This window comes from Rubripirellula reticaptiva (genome assembly GCF_007860175.1).
Classification (GTDB): Bacteria; Planctomycetota; Planctomycetia; order Pirellulales; family Pirellulaceae; genus Rubripirellula; species Rubripirellula reticaptiva.
Genome location: NZ_SJPX01000001.1, coordinates 1,072,234 through 1,090,971, shown reverse-complemented (window position 1 = coordinate 1,090,971; position 18,738 = coordinate 1,072,234). Strand labels below are relative to the sequence as shown.

At 52.3% G+C, this 18,738-nt stretch carries 13 protein-coding genes; 3 read left to right on the top strand and 10 right to left on the bottom strand.

Going from position 1 to position 18,738, the window contains the following annotated elements; translation table 11 throughout:
• Window positions 1-271: 271 nt before the first annotated feature.
• From Poly59_RS03925 to Poly59_RS03910, 4 genes are all read right to left on the bottom strand, one after another.
• The gene (locus tag Poly59_RS03925) at window positions 272-1,027 is read right to left on the bottom strand and encodes an MIP/aquaporin family protein (RefSeq protein WP_246151363.1); all 756 of its coding nucleotides are present in this window, start codon (window positions 1,025-1,027) and stop codon (window positions 272-274) included.
• A complete protein-coding gene (locus tag Poly59_RS03920) occupies window positions 1,024-2,613 on the bottom strand; it encodes a glycerol-3-phosphate dehydrogenase/oxidase (protein ID WP_390621424.1) in 1,590 nt (529 codons plus the stop codon). Before Poly59_RS03920 ends, Poly59_RS03925 begins: the two co-directional genes overlap by 4 nt.
• Window positions 2,610-4,103: a glycerol kinase GlpK gene (glpK, locus tag Poly59_RS03915; protein ID WP_146532719.1), complete on the bottom strand. Its 1,494-nt coding sequence runs from the start codon at window positions 4,101-4,103 to the stop codon at window positions 2,610-2,612. The genes Poly59_RS03920 and glpK overlap by 4 nt, the downstream gene beginning before the upstream one ends.
• A gap of 315 nt (window positions 4,104-4,418) precedes the next feature.
• Window positions 4,419-5,216 carry a hypothetical protein gene (locus tag Poly59_RS03910; RefSeq protein ID WP_146532718.1) on the bottom strand — a complete coding sequence of 266 codons (798 nt, stop codon included), beginning with the start codon at window positions 5,214-5,216 and terminating at the stop codon, window positions 4,419-4,421.
• Between the two features lie 220 nt (window positions 5,217-5,436).
• Here Poly59_RS03910 and Poly59_RS03905 point away from each other — a divergent pair, with 220 nt between their 5' ends.
• Both Poly59_RS03905 and Poly59_RS03900 read left to right on the top strand, forming a co-directional pair.
• Window positions 5,437-7,074, top strand: coding sequence for a dipeptidyl-peptidase 3 family protein (locus Poly59_RS03905; RefSeq protein WP_146532717.1), 1,638 nt, complete (start codon window positions 5,437-5,439; stop codon window positions 7,072-7,074).
• Between the two features lie 245 nt (window positions 7,075-7,319).
• A complete protein-coding gene (locus tag Poly59_RS03900) occupies window positions 7,320-8,060 on the top strand; it encodes a 3-keto-disaccharide hydrolase (protein WP_146532716.1) in 741 nt (246 codons plus the stop codon).
• A gap of 70 nt (window positions 8,061-8,130) precedes the next feature.
• On the opposite strand, the gene Poly59_RS03895 is transcribed toward Poly59_RS03900, so the two are convergent.
• Entirely contained in the window at window positions 8,131-10,182 is a 2,052-nt protein-coding gene (locus Poly59_RS03895) for a prolyl oligopeptidase family serine peptidase (protein ID WP_246151362.1), read from the bottom strand.
• Between the two features lie 144 nt (window positions 10,183-10,326).
• Window positions 10,327-11,166: a dTDP-4-dehydrorhamnose reductase gene (gene rfbD / locus Poly59_RS03890; protein WP_186776003.1), complete on the bottom strand. Its 840-nt coding sequence runs from the start codon at window positions 11,164-11,166 to the stop codon at window positions 10,327-10,329.
• 320 nt (window positions 11,167-11,486) lie between these two features.
• Here rfbD and Poly59_RS03885 point away from each other — a divergent pair, with 320 nt between their 5' ends.
• The gene (locus Poly59_RS03885) at window positions 11,487-13,559 is read left to right on the top strand and encodes a TolC family protein (RefSeq protein ID WP_186776002.1); all 2,073 of its coding nucleotides are present in this window, start codon (window positions 11,487-11,489) and stop codon (window positions 13,557-13,559) included.
• 73 nt (window positions 13,560-13,632) lie between these two features.
• Here Poly59_RS03885 and Poly59_RS03880 read toward each other — a convergent pair whose 3' ends face one another.
• The 4 genes from Poly59_RS03880 to Poly59_RS03865 all read right to left on the bottom strand — a co-directional run bounded on the left by Poly59_RS03880 (window position 13,633) and on the right by Poly59_RS03865 (window position 18,724).
• Window positions 13,633-14,607, bottom strand: a complete 975-nt coding sequence (locus Poly59_RS03880) for a sulfotransferase family protein (RefSeq protein ID WP_146532712.1) — start codon at window positions 14,605-14,607, stop codon at window positions 13,633-13,635.
• A gap of 587 nt (window positions 14,608-15,194) precedes the next feature.
• Entirely contained in the window at window positions 15,195-16,739 is a 1,545-nt protein-coding gene (locus tag Poly59_RS03875) for an oligosaccharide flippase family protein (RefSeq protein ID WP_146532711.1), read from the bottom strand.
• Window positions 16,726-17,886: a glycosyltransferase gene (locus tag Poly59_RS03870; protein WP_186776001.1), complete on the bottom strand. Its 1,161-nt coding sequence runs from the start codon at window positions 17,884-17,886 to the stop codon at window positions 16,726-16,728. Before Poly59_RS03870 ends, Poly59_RS03875 begins: the two co-directional genes overlap by 14 nt.
• Window positions 17,887-18,034: 148 nt before the next feature.
• The gene (locus tag Poly59_RS03865) at window positions 18,035-18,724 is read right to left on the bottom strand and encodes a sugar transferase (protein WP_146532709.1); all 690 of its coding nucleotides are present in this window, start codon (window positions 18,722-18,724) and stop codon (window positions 18,035-18,037) included.
• Window positions 18,725-18,738 lie beyond the last annotated feature (14 nt).

Below are 18,738 nucleotides of genomic sequence, written 5' to 3'. Positions count from 1 at the left end.
GTAGAAAATTATCGCGGAAGAATAAGCGTCGATATCGATCCAGCCGACTCTACAGCGAACTGACCATTTCCGGATTATAAAAAGCTAACCAAACTTTTTGGGAATCACAAAACGTCACTCTGGGCATCTAAGCAATCTAACGGTCACAACCCCACGGAACAGCGATCTCTGGTGAGTTTTCTTGTTCGTTCTCAGACAGACCGTAGCTAACGCCAAAACAGATTGTCATTTCCAAGACACCGTGTTCATCGATCAAGGCGACGCTGTCCAGTTAACTCACTAACACAAAACGGTACAGGAGTGCGGCCAGAGCAGCGCCTAGCAGTGGTCCCATGATTGGCACCCACGCGTAACTCCAATCGCTATCGCGTTTGCCCTTGATAGGCAGCAAGGCATGGACCAAGCGAGGGCCAAGATCGCGGGCTGGGTTGATTGCGTATCCCGTGGTACCACCGAGTGACAGACCGATTCCAAAGACCAGCAAGCCAACAGGCAACAAGCCAAGGGAGCCAAGTCCTAAAATTGATTCGCCAGCGGAGCCAGCATCGCCATGAGTCAGACTGGGGGTCGCCATCAAGAAGATTGGCAAGATCAACGCGAACGTGCCAACCGCCTCACAGAAAAACGCTTGCTTTGAATTGCGTATGCTGGGGTCCGTGCAGAAGCACGCAAGTTTTGCGTCCGCGTCGTCAGTGACGTTGAAGTGTTCACGATAGAAAAGGTAGACCAACATTGCACCGATCATGGCGCCTACGAATTGGGCCATGATGTACCCGCCCGCATCCAAAACGCTCATCTTTCCGGCAACCACCATCGCAACACTGACAGCAGGATTCAGGTGCGCGCCACTGAATTCGTTGGCGCAAAAAGCTCCGACAAAAACAGCGATTCCCCAACCTGCCGCAATCACAATCCAGCCGCCGTCGTTGCCCTTCGTGCGAGCGAGAACGACGTTTGCCACCACCCCATTGCCGAATAGAATCAGCATCATGGTTCCGATGATTTCGGCAGTGTAGGGAGACATCATTTCGAACCTTGTTGAGGGATGTAATTTGCAGCAACGGATTCGAAACTCTCTATTTGTTCTCGACACCACGCGTCGTCTTTTCCGAGTTCCGCCGCCATCAACTGAGCAACGGCGGGTGCGATTTTCAAAGCAGCCTCGGCGTTAAGGAATAGGGCGCGAGTTCGTCTGGCCAAGGCGTCCTCGACCGTCCGAGCCATCTCGTTGCGAACCGCCCAGATGATATCCGATTCTCGAATCGGCAGTGAATCACATATCGGCTTCGCAAGCTCATTAATCTCGGATTCCAAGGCTGTGATTGCTTCTAAATCAGCACCATAGAATCCACGCGGATCGTTCACGAGTGATGACTCTGTGTAGCCATGCAGTTTCAGCGATTGCGTTTTGCAGTTTGCCGAAGCCAGCTTAGTTTCTTTAATGACGCGGTCGACACAGTCCTCTGCCATTTTTCGCACTGTTGTCCATTTTCCGCCAGTGATCGTTAACAACCCTGAACTAGAAACGCGAATCACATGGTCACGCGATAACGACGCGGTTCGTGCCGACTTATCTCCTTTGACCAATGGGCGAATGCCTGTGAATATACTCAGCACGTCCTCGATCTTGGGAGCCTTTGACAAATAGGCCGCTGACATATCGAGCAAGAATTGAATTTCATCCACTTGGGGCACGGGTTCAAGCGTCGGATCGGAAATCGGAGTATCGGTCGTTCCCACGACTGCGTGTCCGTGCCAAGGAATGATGAAAATCACACGACCGTCAGGCGTCTTGGGAACAATCATTGCAGTATCCCCAGGAAAGAACGCTCTCGGCAAAACCAGATGCACACCTTGGCTATGTGCGAGCATCGCTTCGCAATTGCCGTCATCTAGCTTTCGAACACTGTCGCAAAACGGGCCCGCTGCATTGACGACACAGCGCGAATTGATAAGGAACTCTTCGCCCTTTTCCTGGTCGATTGCCGTCACGCCGGTGATCGCACCTTTGTCATTCTTCGTCAGATCCGTGACCGTCATGTAGTTCAGTACACAGGCACCATGATCGTGGGCGGTCCGCGCCATATTCAGAAGCAATCTCGCATCATCAAACTGTCCATCGTGATAGATGACACCGCCGCGAAATCCATCACGGCGAAGCCCGGGGACCGCAACCATCGCATGCTTAGTTGAAACGCCATGTGATCGGCCAAAGTTGTTTCCGCCGGCGAGAAAATCGTAGACCTTCAATCCGATGCCGTAAAACAAACGCTGCCAAAGATTGTGACATGGGATCAAGAATTTCAGGTCATGAACAAGGTGCGGGGCGTTATTGCGCAATAGCGTCCGCTCACGAAGTGCGTCACGGACAAGCGTGATGTTGCCTTGACGCAAATAACGGACACCACCGTGGACCAGTTTCGTGCTGCGGCTAGACGTACCTTTGCCGAGATCCGATTGTTCAACCAACAAAACATCCAGACCGCGACTGGCCGCGTCCATCGCGACGCCGACGCCCGTTGCCCCGCCTCCGATCACAACGATGTCCCATGGTGTGGTCCGTTGTCGCAAACGATCAATCGATTCGTCTCGACTCATCCCAATCACAGTCATAAATTTGGCTCCCATGCAAGCGAGCGTTGCAGAGCCTCGGCCCATCGCGCCCGCCGCCGCGCGACTTCGTCTGCCGGCATGCTCGGCTGGAATACCCTATCCGTCTGCCAGACGTCGGCAATTTCGCTGACGTCGTTCCAAAAGCCAACCGCAAGCCCAGCTAAATACGCAGCACCAAGCGCTGTCGTCTCGATAACTTTCGGTCGCACGACAGGGACTTGCAATATGTCGGCCTGGAACTGCATCAGCAAATCGTTCGCCGACGCGCCGCCGTCGACCCGCAACTCTGCGATCGGAATCCCGGAGTCTTGTCGCATCGCATCAAGTACATCGGCGACTTGATAGGCGATGCCTTCCAACGCGGCACGGGCCAAGTGCGCTCGCTTCGTACCGCGAGTGATTCCAACAATCGTTCCACGCGCAAAAGAATCCCAATGCGGTGCGCCGAGTCCGGCGAAAGCAGGGACCATGTAAACTCCATCGCTATCAGGAACACTTGCCGCAAGCGATTCAATCTCGGCTGAATCATCAATGATGCCAAGTCCATCGCGCAGCCATTGGACAACGGCCCCGGCAATGAAAACGCTGCCCTCGAGTGCATATTCACGTCTGCCCCCGACATTGCATGCAACCGTCGTTAGCAGTTTACACGTCGATACTTTTGGCTTGTCGCCAATGTTCATCAGCATGAAACAACCGGTGCCAAACGTGTTCTTGGCCATTCCGTGGCGAGTACAATTTTGGCCGAACAGTGCGGACTGCTGATCACCGGCAGCGCCACCAATCTTGATCGGTGAACCAAAGAGTTCTGCGTCCGTTTCGCCATACAGATGGCTTGACGGCAGAACCTCTGGCAAGACGGACCGCGGAACGTTGAACAGTGACAACAGGTCGTCGTCCCACTGGCAGGATTCGATATTCAACAACATCGTCCGCGAAGCGTTGGTCACGTCGGTGGCATGAACACGGCCACCGGTCAACTTCCAAAACAGCCAACTGTCGATCGTCCCAAACGCTAGTTCACCACGCTCGGCCCGCTGTCTCGCACCGGGTACGTTTTCGAGCAACCAGTGAAGCTTGGTAGCGCAAAAATACGAATCGATTAACAGGCCCGACTTCTGCTGAACGATTTCAGTGTGTCCCGCCGCGTGCAGCGAATCGCAGTATGGTGCAGTCCGTCGATCCTGCCAAACAATCGCATGATGGATCGGTTCGCCAGTCGCTCGATCCCACAGCAGCGTCGTCTCACGTTGATTGGCGATGCCGATCGAGGCCACGTCGGTGGCGGACAAATCACACTGGGCAAGCACTCGCCGTGCGACGTCCAACTGGGATTGCCAAATTTCATTCGCGTCATGCTCCACCCAGCCCGGTTGAGGATAGTGCTGGGTAAATTCCTGCTGGGCAACACCGAGAATCGCCCCCGAGTGATCGAAGACGATCGCTCGAGAGCTGGTGGTGCCTTGATCGAATGCCAGTACAACGCTCATTGAGTTCACTTGGGTAGTAAGGGGTGAATACCTATCTCGCTTACTCGGATCTTCGTCGGCTGTTCTTCCGCTACCCACAGTTTTCGAACCGTTGTGCAAAGCAACCATGGGTAACGTCAACACGGTGAATCCAAAACTCGAACTGGAACACAGCGCAAGTGACAAGAGTCCACCGAGCTTAACACTTACCCGATGCCGTTTGTAACTTGCCGTCTGCCTGCTCCTTGCCCGTTCGTGTTGCAAGCAGACGCGCGCGGTCTGCTCCGATTTCCCGTACGAGCGCACGTCTTCATGCGGTGATGAGCAAACAAGAAATTACCGGGTTTCGTAGCCGCTCGATACAAGCGTCAAAGAATCGTTCAACCGAGTCACTAGCTTTTTAGCCTGCTCGATCTCGCCGCTGGTGAAGAATTTGATCTGACCAACGTACTTGGATTCAAACTGGTTTTTCTGTGCCAGCGATTCCCAGCTCATGCCATCGATCACGTGCCATGCCGCCGCTTGCGCAACCGACTGATTCAAGTCGTCGGGACCCAGCATCGTGCATAGACGTTCAATGATTGCGTTGTTGGTGAAGTCGGCAATTGGAACTATTCGGTACTGCATCCGTGGGTTCGGTTCAGGCTTGCCGTGTTGCAAACAAACCGTGGCAAGCTTCATGCGCATCGTCTTGCCAGGTGGAATCCGCATGAATCCACCAACTTGTCCTCCTTGCGGCCCAAAGCCTTGACCAATTCCTTGGCCGATTCCCTGACCTTGGCCTTGGCCCTGCATCCCCGCACCAACCGATTGTCCACCGCCGCCTGCTTGAGCCTGCCCCTGTCCGGCTCCCTGGCCTTGTTGGTTTCCGAACTGGGCCAATACTGGCACGCCCGCAATCGCGGCGGGCAGTTTCAAATCCAAATTGTGATTCGTCAGGTTCCGCAAGATCACGCGTGCCACGGCCGCGTCGGCAGGTATGAATGTCGCTTCCAATTGTCGGGCATCGATTGCTGCAAAGAAATCTTGCGCGGTATCCGATTCTGCGGCATCGGCCGAGTCAACATCGTTCAGTCCCGCCCCATACGAAAAAGCGACCAACACTAAGAACGCACACAACTTTTGAATTCGCATGAATAGGTTTCCAGCAATACATGGATTGAGACAAACACCGCGTCCCAGACGCATCGCAGATACTGTGCCAACGGCTTTTTCCGTAAATCATTGATGCAAACTTGAAACCACACGTTTCAGAATTGAACAACCGCGGCGTTCCGCAACAGTACTCGCTGGGATGATTCGCTAAACTAGTCGAATCTGATCGCTTGCTTCTGACCACTTACCCCCCAATACCATGCGAATCTTGCTTGCTTCGATCGCCATCGGCTTGAGTTCTTTTCCAGCTTTGGCCCAAACAACGACCGAGAGTCCGATAAGCGTCAAAGATCGTGTTGATCAATACGTCGAAGTCGAACTGACCACTGATATTGACGCATTAACATCGAAACAACGCCAGATGATTGGGCTGTTGATCGATGCCGCAAAAATCATGGACGATTGTTTTTGGTACGAAGCTTACGGCGACAAATCGAAACTGCTGGCCGGCATCTCGGATCCGACGGACAATCGCTTTACCGTGATCAACTATGGGCCGTGGGATCGCTTAGCCGGCAACGAACCATTTATTGACGGCGTAGGTGCCAAGCCTCTTGGTGCCAACTTCTATCCCGTTGATATGACAAAGGAAGAGTTCGAAAAAGCGGACCTGTCCGGCAAAGATGGGCTCTACAACTTCATCCGCCGCGACGAAAACGGATCGCTCAAATCGGTCCCCTACCGCGACCAGTTCAAACAGGAAATGACCCGAGCATCGCAGTTGTTAATCGATGCCGCTGGGCTCGCCGACGACGCAGGACTTCGGCACTACCTGCTGCTCCGCGCTGACGCTTTATTGACCGACGACTACCGCCCCAGCGATATGGCATGGTTGGAAATGCACGACAATACGATCGATACGGTGATTGGTCCGATCGAAAACTACGAAGATCAGTTATTTGGCTACAAGACGGCGCACGAGGCTTATGTGCTAGTCAAAGACAAAGACTGGAGCGAGCGACTGGCCAAGTACGCGACCTTCTTACCCGAACTGCAGAAAACGTTGCCTGTCGCCGATGCCTACAAACAAGAAAAACCGGGAACCGACACCGAATTGAACGCCTACGACGTGATCTACTATGCCGGCGATTGCAATTCCGGATCCAAGACCATTGCGATCAATCTGCCTAACGATGAAACAGTCCAACTTGAAAAGGGCACTCGCCGGTTGCAGTTGAAGAACGCCATGCGAGCCAAGTTCGACAAAATCTTGCTGCCGATCGCCGACGTCTTGATCGCTGATGACCAACGTAAGCACATCACGTTCGACGCGTTCTTCAGTAATACGATGTTTCACGAAGTCGCGCACGGCTTAGGCATCAAGAATACGATCAACGATCGCGGGCCCGTTCGAACAGCACTCAAAGAACATGCGGGCGCAATCGAAGAAGGCAAAGCTGACATCTTGGGTCTGCACATGATCAACCAACTGCACCAGAAGGGCGAGATTAAAGAAGATCTGACGGACTTCTACGTCACCTTCATGGCCGGCATTTTCCGCAGCGTCCGGTTTGGCGCATCGAGCGCGCACGGAAAGGCCAACATGATTCGGTTCAACTTTTTTCGTGACGCAAATGCTTTCGAGCGTCAAGACGATGGTAAATACCGCGTCAATGTTGACAAATTTCGCGACGCAACACGGGATCTTTCGTCACTTTTGCTAAAACTGCAAGGCGATGGTGACTACGATGCGGTTGTCGATCTGATCACCACGAAAGGCGTGATCGGCGAACAATTGCAATCCGAATTAGACTTGCTAAGCCAAAAAGGTATCCCCGTCGACGTCGTCTTCCGCCAAGGAAAAGACGTTCTCGGCATTTCCAATAGCCTGAAATAGTTGAAATACCGCCCCAACGCGATACAGTTGAAATCCACGCTTTTGCTGGTCATTACGATTGCCGTTACCGCCGCCGATCATCCCAGTCACAGGATTTTAAGGATTGCCGGTCGAGAGTCCGTTTTCTTGACTGGCCATTTGAGTCGCTGGGGATCAGCAGTCATACTCGGCGGCTGACTTGGCTATGTTGCCCACTCTAAACTTCCATCTTCCTCGAATTGAAAATCCCTCCGGAGACCTCCCCTATGTATCGCGCTCTCGCTCTAACCGTGCTTGCCACCTTTTCGGCGTGCTCGCTGCTTTCTGCCGAAGACTTGGCCTTGACCGCGCCAGCCGAATCGGCCGACATGATCACAATCTTCAACGGTACCGACCTCGAAGGATGGAGCGGTGATCCCCGCCTGTGGTCCGTCAAAGATGGTGTCATCCGCGGCGAAACGACCGCTGAGAACGTAGCCGCCGGAAACACGTTCTTGATTTTTGATGACGAGATGGATGATTTGGAAGTTCGCTTGTCCTTCCGCTGCAATGCGACCAACAACTCGGGCATCATGTACCGATCGCAACACGTCACCAAAGGCGTCAAGAATGACTGGGTATTAAAAGGTTATCAGTACGAAGGACGCAACGAAGAAGACTTCCCCAACGTCCCCGGATTCATCTATGACGAACGCGGCACCCGTGGACGTATCTGCATCGTTGGCGAAGTCGCCGAATGGAACGAAGACGGCAAAAAGGTGTTACGAAATGACTTGATGGATCAAGCCGCATTCAAAGAGCTCATGAAAGTAGACGACTGGAACGACGTGGTCATCATTGCCAAAGGCAATCACATCCAGCACTACCTCAACGGCAAACTGTTGCTGGACTTCACCGACAATGCGACCGACAAGTCATTCAGCAAAGGCTTGTTTGGCGTGCAACTGCATGCGGGTAAACCCATGTGGGCAGAATTTAAGAACATCCGCTACAAGTCGTTGAAGTAGTTTCAAGATACCGACACACTTCGCCCCGCACTGACATCTGAGTCCGAGCGGGGCGTTGTTCGGTCTTAAATCACTTCAAGTTTTCCAGCAAGAACGCCCACTTATCGGCGTACTCTTCGATCTGCTTGCTGACCGGCGTTCCTGCCCCATGTCCCGCGCGTGTTTCAATGCGAATCAGCGTCGGGCGGTCACAGTTGGGTGCAACCGACTGAGCTGCCTGCAGTGCCGCCGCAAACTTAAAACTGTGCCCCGGCACGACGCGGTCATCTCGATCGGCCGTGGTCACCAATGTCGCCGGATAACAGACGCCCGGTTTGATATTGTGAAGCGGCGAGTAGGACAGCAGGTTATCGACTTGATCTTCTTCGTCGCTGCTGCCAAATTCAGATGCCCATGCCCAGCCGATTGTGAACTTGTGATAGCGGAGCATATCCATCACACCGACTTGCGGTAAACATGCGCCGAACAGATCTGGTCGCTGTGTCACGACAGCGCCCACGAGCAACCCACCATTACTGCGACCCGACAGTGATAAACGCGTTGCAGTCGTGTACTTCTTCGCAATCAAAAGCTCGGCGGCCGCGATACAGTCGTCAAACACATTCTGCTTTTTCAGCTTCATGCCGGCCTCATGCCACTCGCGCCCATACTCACCGCCACCGCGCAGATTGACGACCGCATAAACACCGCCCGCATCGATCCAGCCAACCGTTGCCGGCGAGAAACCCGGCGTGATCGAAATGTTGAACCCGCCATATCCATACAGCATCGTCGGATTGCTGCCGTCAAGAATGGTGTCCTTTTTGCGAGTCACGATGATCGGAATCTTCGTACCGTCTTTGCTTTTGCAAAACAGTTGCTCGGTCACAAAGTCATCAACGTTGAAGGCAACTTCGGGTTGTCGCCACAGGCTCACTTTTCCGGTCTGTAAATCAACGCGGTAGATCGACGTTGGTGTGACATAGTTGGTGAAGCTAAAGAACGTTTCATTCGCATCTTGCTTGCCGCTGAATCCGCCGACTGTTCCTACACCGGGTAGTGAAAGTTCGTTGATCACTGTTCCGTCGATGTGATGCCGTGTCACACGTCCCCGCGCGTCTTTCAAATACGAAACATAGAACGTCGTACCGAACAGACTGGCTGATTCCAACACGTCGGTTGTTTCGGCAATCACTTCTTTCCACGCATCACGATTTTCGGCACCGGCGGGTACCGCGATCAAGCGACGCTTCGGTGATTCGTGGTCGGTGACAAAGTAGTGAGTATCGTCAACGGACGCCACCCAAACGAAGTCAGCGTCAAATCCGGTAATCATCGGGACCACAGACGCATCGTCATCACGAAGATCCTTGATGAAGACTTGCGATTGCGGCTCGGTGCCTCGCCAGTTTTGGATCACCAAGTAGTGACCGTCATCTGTCACAACGGGCGAGAAACCCCACTTTGGCTGATCAGGTCGCTCGAGCACCAAAGTGTCTTGGCTCTGCTTGTCACCTAGCTTGTGAAAATACATCCGTTGGTTTTCGTTCGTGCCGGTCAGTTCGGCACCCTCGACCGGTGCATCGTAACGGCAATAGAAAAAACCACTGCTATCGGGTTTCCATGCGATGCTGCTAAATTTCACCCACTCAACGACATCTGTTAGATCCTTACCGCTGGTAACATCGCGAACTTTCCAAGTACGCCAATCACTGCCGCCGTCGGCAAGTCCATAAGCGATTAGTTTTCCGTCATCCGACGTTGCCGTTCCCGCCAATGCGACCGTGCCGTCTTTGGAAAACGTCATGGGATCGATCAAAATCTCTCGATCTGTGTCCAACCCCGAGGCCTTGTACAAAATACTTTGATCTTGAAGTCCGTCATTGTGCGAATACAGATAGAAGTCGCCTTTTTTCGCCGGCAAATTATAGCGTTCATAGTTCCAAAGCTCTTCCAGCCTCGCTCGTATCGGCTCGCGTTGCGGCAACGACTGCAAATAGTTCTGCGTCACTTTATTCTCAGCTTCAATCCAAGCTGCTGTCGCTTCGCTTTCGGTGTCTTCCAACCAACGATACGGATCATTGACTTTTCGTCCGAAATAATCATCGGTCACATCCACAGTCACGGTATCGGGATACTTCATGGCAGTCGCGGAACCCGTTTGGGCGAAAGAGAAAGACGGAACTAGGGAACAGGCACAGCCAATGGCAGCCAATCCAAGACGCTTCATCACAGTAAACAACCTCGGTGAAATTAGGTTTTAAAATTCAACGGTCGACGATCCAGCTTACGACCGGGTCGCCAAATACTTTGCCAAGTCATCATTGATCGTGGGTAACGTTTTCCCTGTCACGCGGGTGTACTTCGACGTATCCACGACGCTGTATCGAGGACGTTCAGCTTTGGCACCAAACTCTTCGGTCGTGATCGGAACGACCTTTGTCGGCATGTCCGCTTGCTTGAAAATCTCGCGAGCGAAATCACACCATGTCATCGCTGGTGATGCGGCGACATTGAAGACTCCACGAGCCTTAGAATCGATCAGTGCAAGGATCGCTCCGGTGATGGTCGCAGCGGAGGTCGGGTTGCAGTATTGATCATCGACGACACGCAGTTCGTCGCGGTCGGCGCCAACTCGTAACATCGTCTCGACGAAGTTCTTTGGCTTTGGCAGGTGACCATAGATACCGCAAGTGCGGATGATCAAATGATTGGCGCAAGTCTGGGCGAACTCCTCACCCGCGAGCTTCGTTTTTGCGTAGACGCCTTGTGCACGCAATGGCGAGTCCTCTCGATTGGCACCGTCCGACACTGTCGCACCGCCATATACATAGTCCGTGCTGATCTGGACCAACAACGCGCCTACCTTATTTGCTGCGTCAGCAAACGACTTTACAGCTGTCGCATTGATGTTGCGACATTTTTCAACTTCGTCCTCCGCTAGATCGACCGCGGTATAAGCCGCACAGTTAACGATCACGTCTGGCCGCTTGGCCAGAACCAACGCCTCGATAGATGCCGAATCGGCAATGTCAAGTTGATCTCGCGTCAGTGCCAAACAGTCGTCTCCCAGCGTATGACACAGAGCGCTACCGAGCTGTCCGGCCGCGCCGGTCACAAAAATCACAATGAAACCTTCCAAATCGAGAGAATCTTACCGAACTAAAGCCGGATTGTAGCCCAAATTCGCCACAAACCGGACAGCCGACAAAGTCTTCCAGATCGGTACGAGGCGACATTTCAGAAGGATCTTTCGATCCCGATGGTTTGCGCGACGATACCTCCGTAGGGACGATTGATCCGAATCAATCGATGCCCCCTTTGTTATGGAAAACAACCGCCTTCGGGCACGTCGGAGTATTCGTTGCCATGTTGCGATCTAAACACACCAAAAGAGCAGCATTGTTGAGTGCCCTGCTGACTTCGGTAAGTGGATGTGCAAGCCCAATGTCCAACGGTGTTGTTTCGACGGCAAAATTGTTTAATCCAGCCGACAAAGGTGCGATCGTCACAGAAGCTCAACCGGCAAACTTTGCTGTCGCACCAGCCGCTCAAGTTTCATCCGCAGTCTTACCAGCGATCCCAACCACCGGCATTCCCAACCGTATTTCTTCCGAAGAGCTGATCAACGCTCGCGACCAACACGGTGCCCCCGGACAGGTTGCCTTGACCGGTGGTCGGCCAATCGTTGCCGGTGAACCCGTTGTCGTGGTTGCGTCTAACGACCCATTCGCTAACTTTCAGGTCAAGGAAGTCGACGAAGTTGAAGTTGTTAAGCAAATTCCGCCCGCGACAAAACTCGAATCATCGAATCCCGCAGCAGTAAAGACAACGGTCACTCCGAAGGTTGCCGAGCCGATGGCGATCAACGATGATGAAGTAGCCAAGGCTGCCGCAGCCCTGCAGCGCGCCGAAGAAGAAAAGTCTGCCAAGGCGGCCGAATCAGTGAAAGCTGAAAAGAGGGCGAAAGAGAAAGCTAAGGAAAAGGCCGAAGCTGAGGAGAAGGACGCCGAGGAAGAGTCGCTACCCAATCCGAACGACAGCTCACTATTCGATTCGGCAGAAACACCGTCTTACGTCGGAACTCAGCCGCTATCGCTTTCCGAAGCGGTGCGAGTTGCTCTGTCTCAAAACAAATCCATCACGGTGTTGGGCTATCTGCCGCAAGAGGTCAACACCTTTGTTTCAAGTGAGCGTGCAGTCTTTGACCCTGTGTTCAACGCAGGCATTCGCGGCGGACAGCTCAATCGCCAATACCGAAACTTTATCAACACCGGTGGTGTCTTGCCTGGCGGTTTTACGCCCGGTGCGAACGAGCAGCGAAATGACTTCTTGGGTGCACCAAACCAAAACGTCTTGTCGATCACCAAGTTGCTTGAAACGGGTGGTACGATCAGCGCAGGTTTGGGAATGGACTATTTGTACGACACCCCAGTCGGTAACTTCACGTTCCTGAATCCAGCTTGGGGTACTGACATCAACCTGAGCTTGATTCAACCGCTTGGTAAAGGTAGGGGTCGCAACGTGACCACAGCACCATTGCGAATCGCGCGAACGAATCAGTCATTGGCCGCACACGAGTTTCAGGCCGAAGTCAACAAAACGCTACGAGATGTCCAGAACGCCTACTGGGATTGGAAACTTGCTCAACGCGCGCACAAAGTGACTCAGGATGCTGTTCAAACAGCACTCAAGACTCTTGAGCTCGAAAAAGAAGCCCTCAAACTAGGCGAAGGCACCTTGCCCGATTTTGAACAAGCCAACGACCAATGGCAGAGATTTCGAATCGATGACGCACTCGCGCTAAATGCGGTTAAGAAGACTCGAATCACGTTGATTCAATTGATGGGCTTACCTCTTAGCCAAATCGAATATGATTTCGCGATCGACGAGCCAAACGTCAGCGCTGATATCCAGCGAGAAATTGGCGACATGTCGGCAATGTCCCGCCCCGAAGTATTGGCAGCCCAGGCCAACATCCGAGCAACACAACTTGCTGTCATACTGGCCGCGGATACCCTACGCCCCGATCTGAATCTACGAGTCGACTACGCTGTCACGGGCCTCGAAAGTGCACTCGATGAAGCAATCGAAACCGTATCCGAGCATCGCTTCAATGACTGGGTTGTCCAGCTTGAATTCACTCGTGCGGTTGGCCAGCGTGCCGCTTGTGCGGCGCTTCGCCGTGCTCAATTGCAACTTGCACGAGCCATTGCCGAGCAAGATCGGGTCGAACAAGAAATCGCCGCAGAAGTCGCCCGAACTTGGGAAGATGTGATAACGAGTATCGAACAACTGCGCATTCAGACTGAGCGAGTTGAAACCGCTCGCGCCCAAGTCAAAGGACGCAACGAACTGTTCAGTGAAGGCGAAGGCTCACTTGACTTGAAAATTCGCGCCGAAGCAAGCTTGATCGATTCTTTATTAAAGAAGCAAGCTGCCGAAATTGCTGTTCAACAGCAAATCGTTCAGTGGCGATACGTCACCGGCCAACAACAGTTCGTCCAATTCACTGAATAGGGCTGCCGACTTCAGGCGAGAATACAAGTGGGTCGCAAATTTTTAACGACGCGCCTCTTCAATCCCCAACCCGTCAATCATTCTGTGGTAACGGGAAGGGCGGTGCCGTGCCGTGTTGTCGAAATCGATTGAGGAACTGACGACATCGGTTTTCAAGTTTGCATGCGGTGACTTGAACCGATGAAACCTGTGGAGCCGAACTGTTGCAAGGTTCGTAATCAAACTCTTGCATCAATTCCCAAGAATTCGCCTCGATCATCCCGATCTGACGGCGATTCATCGAACGCCACCGTTCGCTTCGCGATGGATCCAATTGTTCCTGGCTACGAGCATGCAATTTTTGGAGATATTGGTCAGGCATCGCATTGCTCTCTTTTCCGCGAGACACCACCATCTCACTCGAGTAATCGATGTCTACCTTTTCGCATATCGTCTTTAGGACTTGTTCTGGGGAAGCCATCAAGTCCTCATAACGGACGGTCAACTTCCGTGACTCGGGAAGTAACTCCATGGAAACATTGGCTTCGGATACGCGCTGCAACCATTCACGGCCAGCGTGAAATGCGGTATTTGGCCCCCAGTCTGCTGCGATCCAAGACAACGCGACCGCGCGAGGATCACGAACGATATGAATGAACGTTCCATTTGGGTACATCTCGGCGAGCGTGTCAATGAATCGGGTGTAAGCCGGTGTCTTGTCACCCCAGCGACTCTTGCCAACATGAACCAAAAGATTTCGATAGGCGGCTCCCACGGTGTCGGCTAACGAGACGTTCTCCAACTCTGACAATTCGTCAATCACACCCACCCAGTTCACTGAATCAAACTGGGGGAAACAACGCATCGCATCAATCACAGCGCGATATCCGCCATCGGAAAACGCACCCTCTAACATGATCGATGCCGGTGCTTCGTAAGTCATCAACAATTCGGGATGACTGTTCATCATGCTTCGCAGCAACGTGGTGCCCGAACGGTCACATCCGAACAAGAACACACATGGATCCAAGCTCGGCCCCACGTCGTTGTTAAGCTCAAACTCAATCATTGTATTTACCGATGCATCGCGAAAGATATTTGATGACGATATGAAACCAATCAAACACAGTGAGTCACAACGTCAAAAATCAGTGCACTTCGCCAGCGATCACCTTTCGAATGAAGTGGTCACGTGACCTTAACCTCAATGTGCTTTGCCACCATTTAACACCGCAATCAATCCATATTCAAGGTTTTTCACGCTCCAATATGCGATTTACATCACCTCCTATTGCCACACAAACACCACTTCAATTGTAGACGACTCAAATCGCACAAACCTGAATTCGATAAACACGCGGCATACCGCGTTTTCGAAACAACGTGGTGCAAATCCACTCCACTGCGGGCACTCTGGTAACCAGAGTGCCTGAGTCGAAATTTTGAAGCACTCGAGAAACGGGTGCATCATTCCAAGCTCAGGGACCAAGAACAGACGGTTCTGGGTGGTTTCTATACGCCCCAGCGGATGCAAAAGACTCTGATGCGATACCGACGAAAACAGCCAATCTGAAACGGCGTTGCGTTCCCGACAACATGGAAGAAGCAAACCGCGTATCTACGACAACGGTGGACTTGGCGGATGCAGCCATTTTCTCAGCCCATCGATGTTGACGGTTTGGCTCGCTCGGCCTTCCGATACTGGCGAACCTGTACTATCGCCAACATCCAAAACGAGATGGCGACAAGCGCGAACGCTACCCGCATTTCTGTTTTAGTGATCGTCTCTGCGTTCTGCACAAAGACGACGAAAACCATCGCCAACACCACGACGGAGGTGGTCACTAAATCCTGTTTGACCAGCAACATTCCAGTCTTGGCCAACGCATCGACAACGACCAAGTGCGCAATAAGTGAACCAATCGCCAATCCCAAAATAAATCCGCTTAGACCGGCTGTGTGAAAGCCAGCTAATGATGCAATGATCGTTGCAGGCAACTTCACAAAGTTTGAGTTTGCAACTTCTTTCGTCTTTCCCATCGCGACTAAGGCAGGCGACAATGTCATTGTCAGCATCGCGATCCAAGCCGAAAGACATAACCACTGACAGATCGAGCCGGCCGCATGGTAGTCCTCGTGATACAAGAACTCAAAAAAGTCCTGACACGTCACAAACACACTAATAACCATTGCGGCTCCCACTGCCAGGATCGAACCGCGGGCTGATCGCAACTGTGGCATCAATCCGTCGCTAGAACCGCGAGCGAATCGCGACAACACGGGATACAGAATCCCGGACGAAAGTTTTTCGACTACCATCCGTGGCAACATTGCGATCGCCAAACCAAAGCTATAGACGCCAAGCGTTCCTATGTCGAACAGCTTGCCCATCATCATACGGTCAACCTGCATCGCTGCGAACATCATCAGAGTGCTGACAAAGATCCAGCGTCCAAAATGGAACAGTTTCTTGGCATCGGTTTGACTGAACGCGAACTGATTGCGATAACCCGAAATCATTCGATGGCTGAATATCGTGTGCGCGACGGCCGTTGCGATCGTTCCAAGCACCAACGACGTCACGGTCGGCCAATAAAACGCCAAAATGCACATTGCGATGCTGCCGATCACCTGCGATCGGATGTCTAACCAAGCAAGTGACTTAAGGTCAAGATGTCGCTGCGACGTGTAAATCGCCGTCGATGCGGTACCGTTGATCAGCGCCGTTAACGATGCGAGCGGTATCAACCAAACCAATTCTGGCAATTGATAAAAACTTGCTACAGGCATCGCTAACAAAGCTGCGATTAACGTAATGACCGCACCACGAAAGATTCCAATCACCCAGGCGGTGTTCAAGAATTCGAAGTGATCACCGCGATCGTTTTGGATGATGCAAGGTCCGGCACCCACATCGGAAAACATGCTTATGCCTACGACGACCAAATTAACAATTGCCATTGTTCCGAATGCTTCCGGCATCAACAAATAGCTCAACACCATGTTGTTGACTAATCGAAAACACTGGCTAAATCCATACCCAGCCATCGACCAAGCGGACGCGCCTAGAACCGTCCGCGAAGGCCCTGCGACGTAGACACCTTGGCGATCTTCAGGCTTCGAAAATTCGTCGACCGAGTCGAACGACGATTCGCTTGCATTGGTCGATTCTGATTTGACGGTCAATTCAGCAACATGCATTGCAGTAAACCTGTCGCAATTGTTCTGCTGCAGCAGCCTGTCCGAACATGAGCTGCATCTTCGCTTGCGCCGCCATACCCAACTCTCGCAGTCGGCCACGATCGAAATTTAGACGAGCAATCAGAATCGTCAGTTGATCACGCAAAATGTGATTGGCGTCAATAATGGCATCGCGTTTGACACTGTCAGACAGTGTCGATCCAACCCAACATTCAGATTTGTTCTTTGGTAATGAAATGACCAATCCCGTTTGTTCATTCTCAACAATCTCGGGTAGCGAAAAAACGTTTGTTGTGATTGCCGGACAACCTTCCATCCCTGCATCAACCAATTGCCAACCAAATACATTGTCGAGCGCTGGCATCACAATTAAATCATTCCTCGCGATTAGTTGACGCACGCGTCGTCGCGATGGCGGCGCCCAATGTTTTACCCAATTCGCTGACCGAATCCGGTTGTGAAGACTTTCTCGCGATGGAGCAAATCGCCCCAGCACGGTGTCAACACCACAAGCCAAAGTCGAAACGATCGTCAACCGGATATCTGTGCCAACTGCACGCAGCGATTCACAAGCGTCAAGGGTCGGTAACAATCCCATGCCCAACGCGTCCTCAGCAATAAAAATCAATCGTAATGGCCCTTCGAATTCCGATTGACTCGCTCGCGCGTCGACTGCCGCGAACGCGGCACGCGGTACGCTATAGCTGTCGCCAACCTCACCTCGATAGACAATGACCTTCTTTGCTGCTTCGGTCATTCCAATTGACAAGTACCGATCGACAAGTTGACGCTTGGCGATTTCACTCTGTGTCGTGATTGCCCGGCACGATGGCGAAGAGAGTATTCGCGTTCCCAATCTTTCTTGCCACGGTTTGCCCGTCACATGCCGCCGAGCCGGATCGTCATGAAATGACACGACAAAACGCTTTGCATTCAGCGGAATAGTGTTCGTCGCGTGGACCAAGTCATAGTTTGAATCGGCGGACAATTGCGAGAACGACCAAAATCGATCTTCATTGCCCAAACGATGCACCGGTATCGTTCGCAGCGGTTGCAATTCGAAACCGTCAATGTCCATCCGTGATAGACACCCCATGCGGCTGACATTTGGCCCTTCCACAATGCCAACCCGTTTTCTTGCCAACATAGGTGATTGGTTTGCCAATCGATCCTGGCTGGAATCTATGAGGGTTTGAGAACGTGAAAGCATTACAAAAGACAAGGCTCGAAGACCAATCAACAAATGTATCGAAAATGCCACTCGTCGAATGATTCGAAAGTAGCTTCAAAGGGGACTAGTAGGCACCCTTGGCAAGCACAACCGCGGGGACAGTCAAGACAAGTAACTTAAAGTCGAGCCATAGACTACGCTCTTCGACGTACTCGAGATCCATTTGAACTTGTTGTTCGAAGGGGATGTCACCGCGACCACGAACCTGCCAAATGCAAGTCAAACCTGGCTTGACCTGAAGCCGTTGCCAATCTTCGCGATGATAGATCGCCACCTCTTGCGGGCATGATGGACGAGGGCCAACCAAGCTCATCTCGCCACGCACGACGTTCCAAAGCTGTGGCATTTCGTCAATGCTGAATTTACGAATGATCCGGCCGATCGAAGTGATACGCGGATCTTTACGCATCTTGAACGTACGACCATCTTTATGATGGCTTTCTGAAAGCAACTTTGCCTTCAACTCGTCCGCGTTGACTCGCATCGAGCGAAACTTCAAACACGAGAACGGCACGCCGTCTTGGCCGATTCGAGTCTGTACAAACAGTATCGGCCCGAAGTCCGTGAATTTGATCAGCAACGCCACAATCACGAACATGGGCGACAGAATCACAATCACCGTCGATGCAATCACCACATCAGTCAAACGCTTCAGACGATCGTAACTGAAAGCACTACGGACGAGATTCGCAAAACGACGAGCAAATCGGTCGTAGCGGATCGTAGCAAAATCATTAGCTGAAACAGTGGACATGGTGTATCACAGGA

What these genes read in the sequence shown, in the direction of transcription:
- Poly59_RS03925 (WP_246151363.1), bottom strand. Translation starts at nt 1,027, where the DNA reads ATGATGTCTCCCTACACTGCCGAAATCATCGGAACCATGATGCTGATT.
- Poly59_RS03920 (WP_390621424.1), bottom strand. Translation starts at nt 2,613, where the DNA reads ATGACTGTGATTGGGATGAGTCGAGACGAATCGATTGATCGTTTGCGA.
- glpK (WP_146532719.1), bottom strand. Translation starts at nt 4,103, where the DNA reads ATGAGCGTTGTACTGGCATTCGATCAAGGCACCACCAGCTCTCGAGCG.
- Poly59_RS03910 (WP_146532718.1), bottom strand. Translation starts at nt 5,216, where the DNA reads ATGCGAATTCAAAAGTTGTGTGCGTTCTTAGTGTTGGTCGCTTTTTCG.
- Poly59_RS03905 (WP_146532717.1), top strand. Translation starts at nt 5,437, where the DNA reads ATGCGAATCTTGCTTGCTTCGATCGCCATCGGCTTGAGTTCTTTTCCA.
- Poly59_RS03900 (WP_146532716.1), top strand. Translation starts at nt 7,320, where the DNA reads ATGTATCGCGCTCTCGCTCTAACCGTGCTTGCCACCTTTTCGGCGTGC.
- Poly59_RS03895 (WP_246151362.1), bottom strand. Translation starts at nt 10,182, where the DNA reads ATGAAGTATCCCGATACCGTGACTGTGGATGTGACCGATGATTATTTC.
- Poly59_RS03885 (WP_186776002.1), top strand. Translation starts at nt 11,487, where the DNA reads ATGTCCAACGGTGTTGTTTCGACGGCAAAATTGTTTAATCCAGCCGAC.
- Poly59_RS03880 (WP_146532712.1), bottom strand. Translation starts at nt 14,607, where the DNA reads ATGATTGAGTTTGAGCTTAACAACGACGTGGGGCCGAGCTTGGATCCA.
- Poly59_RS03875 (WP_146532711.1), bottom strand. Translation starts at nt 16,739, where the DNA reads ATGCATGTTGCTGAATTGACCGTCAAATCAGAATCGACCAATGCAAGC.
- Poly59_RS03870 (WP_186776001.1), bottom strand. Translation starts at nt 17,886, where the DNA reads ATGTTGGCAAGAAAACGGGTTGGCATTGTGGAAGGGCCAAATGTCAGC.
- Poly59_RS03865 (WP_146532709.1), bottom strand. Translation starts at nt 18,724, where the DNA reads ATGTCCACTGTTTCAGCTAATGATTTTGCTACGATCCGCTACGACCGA.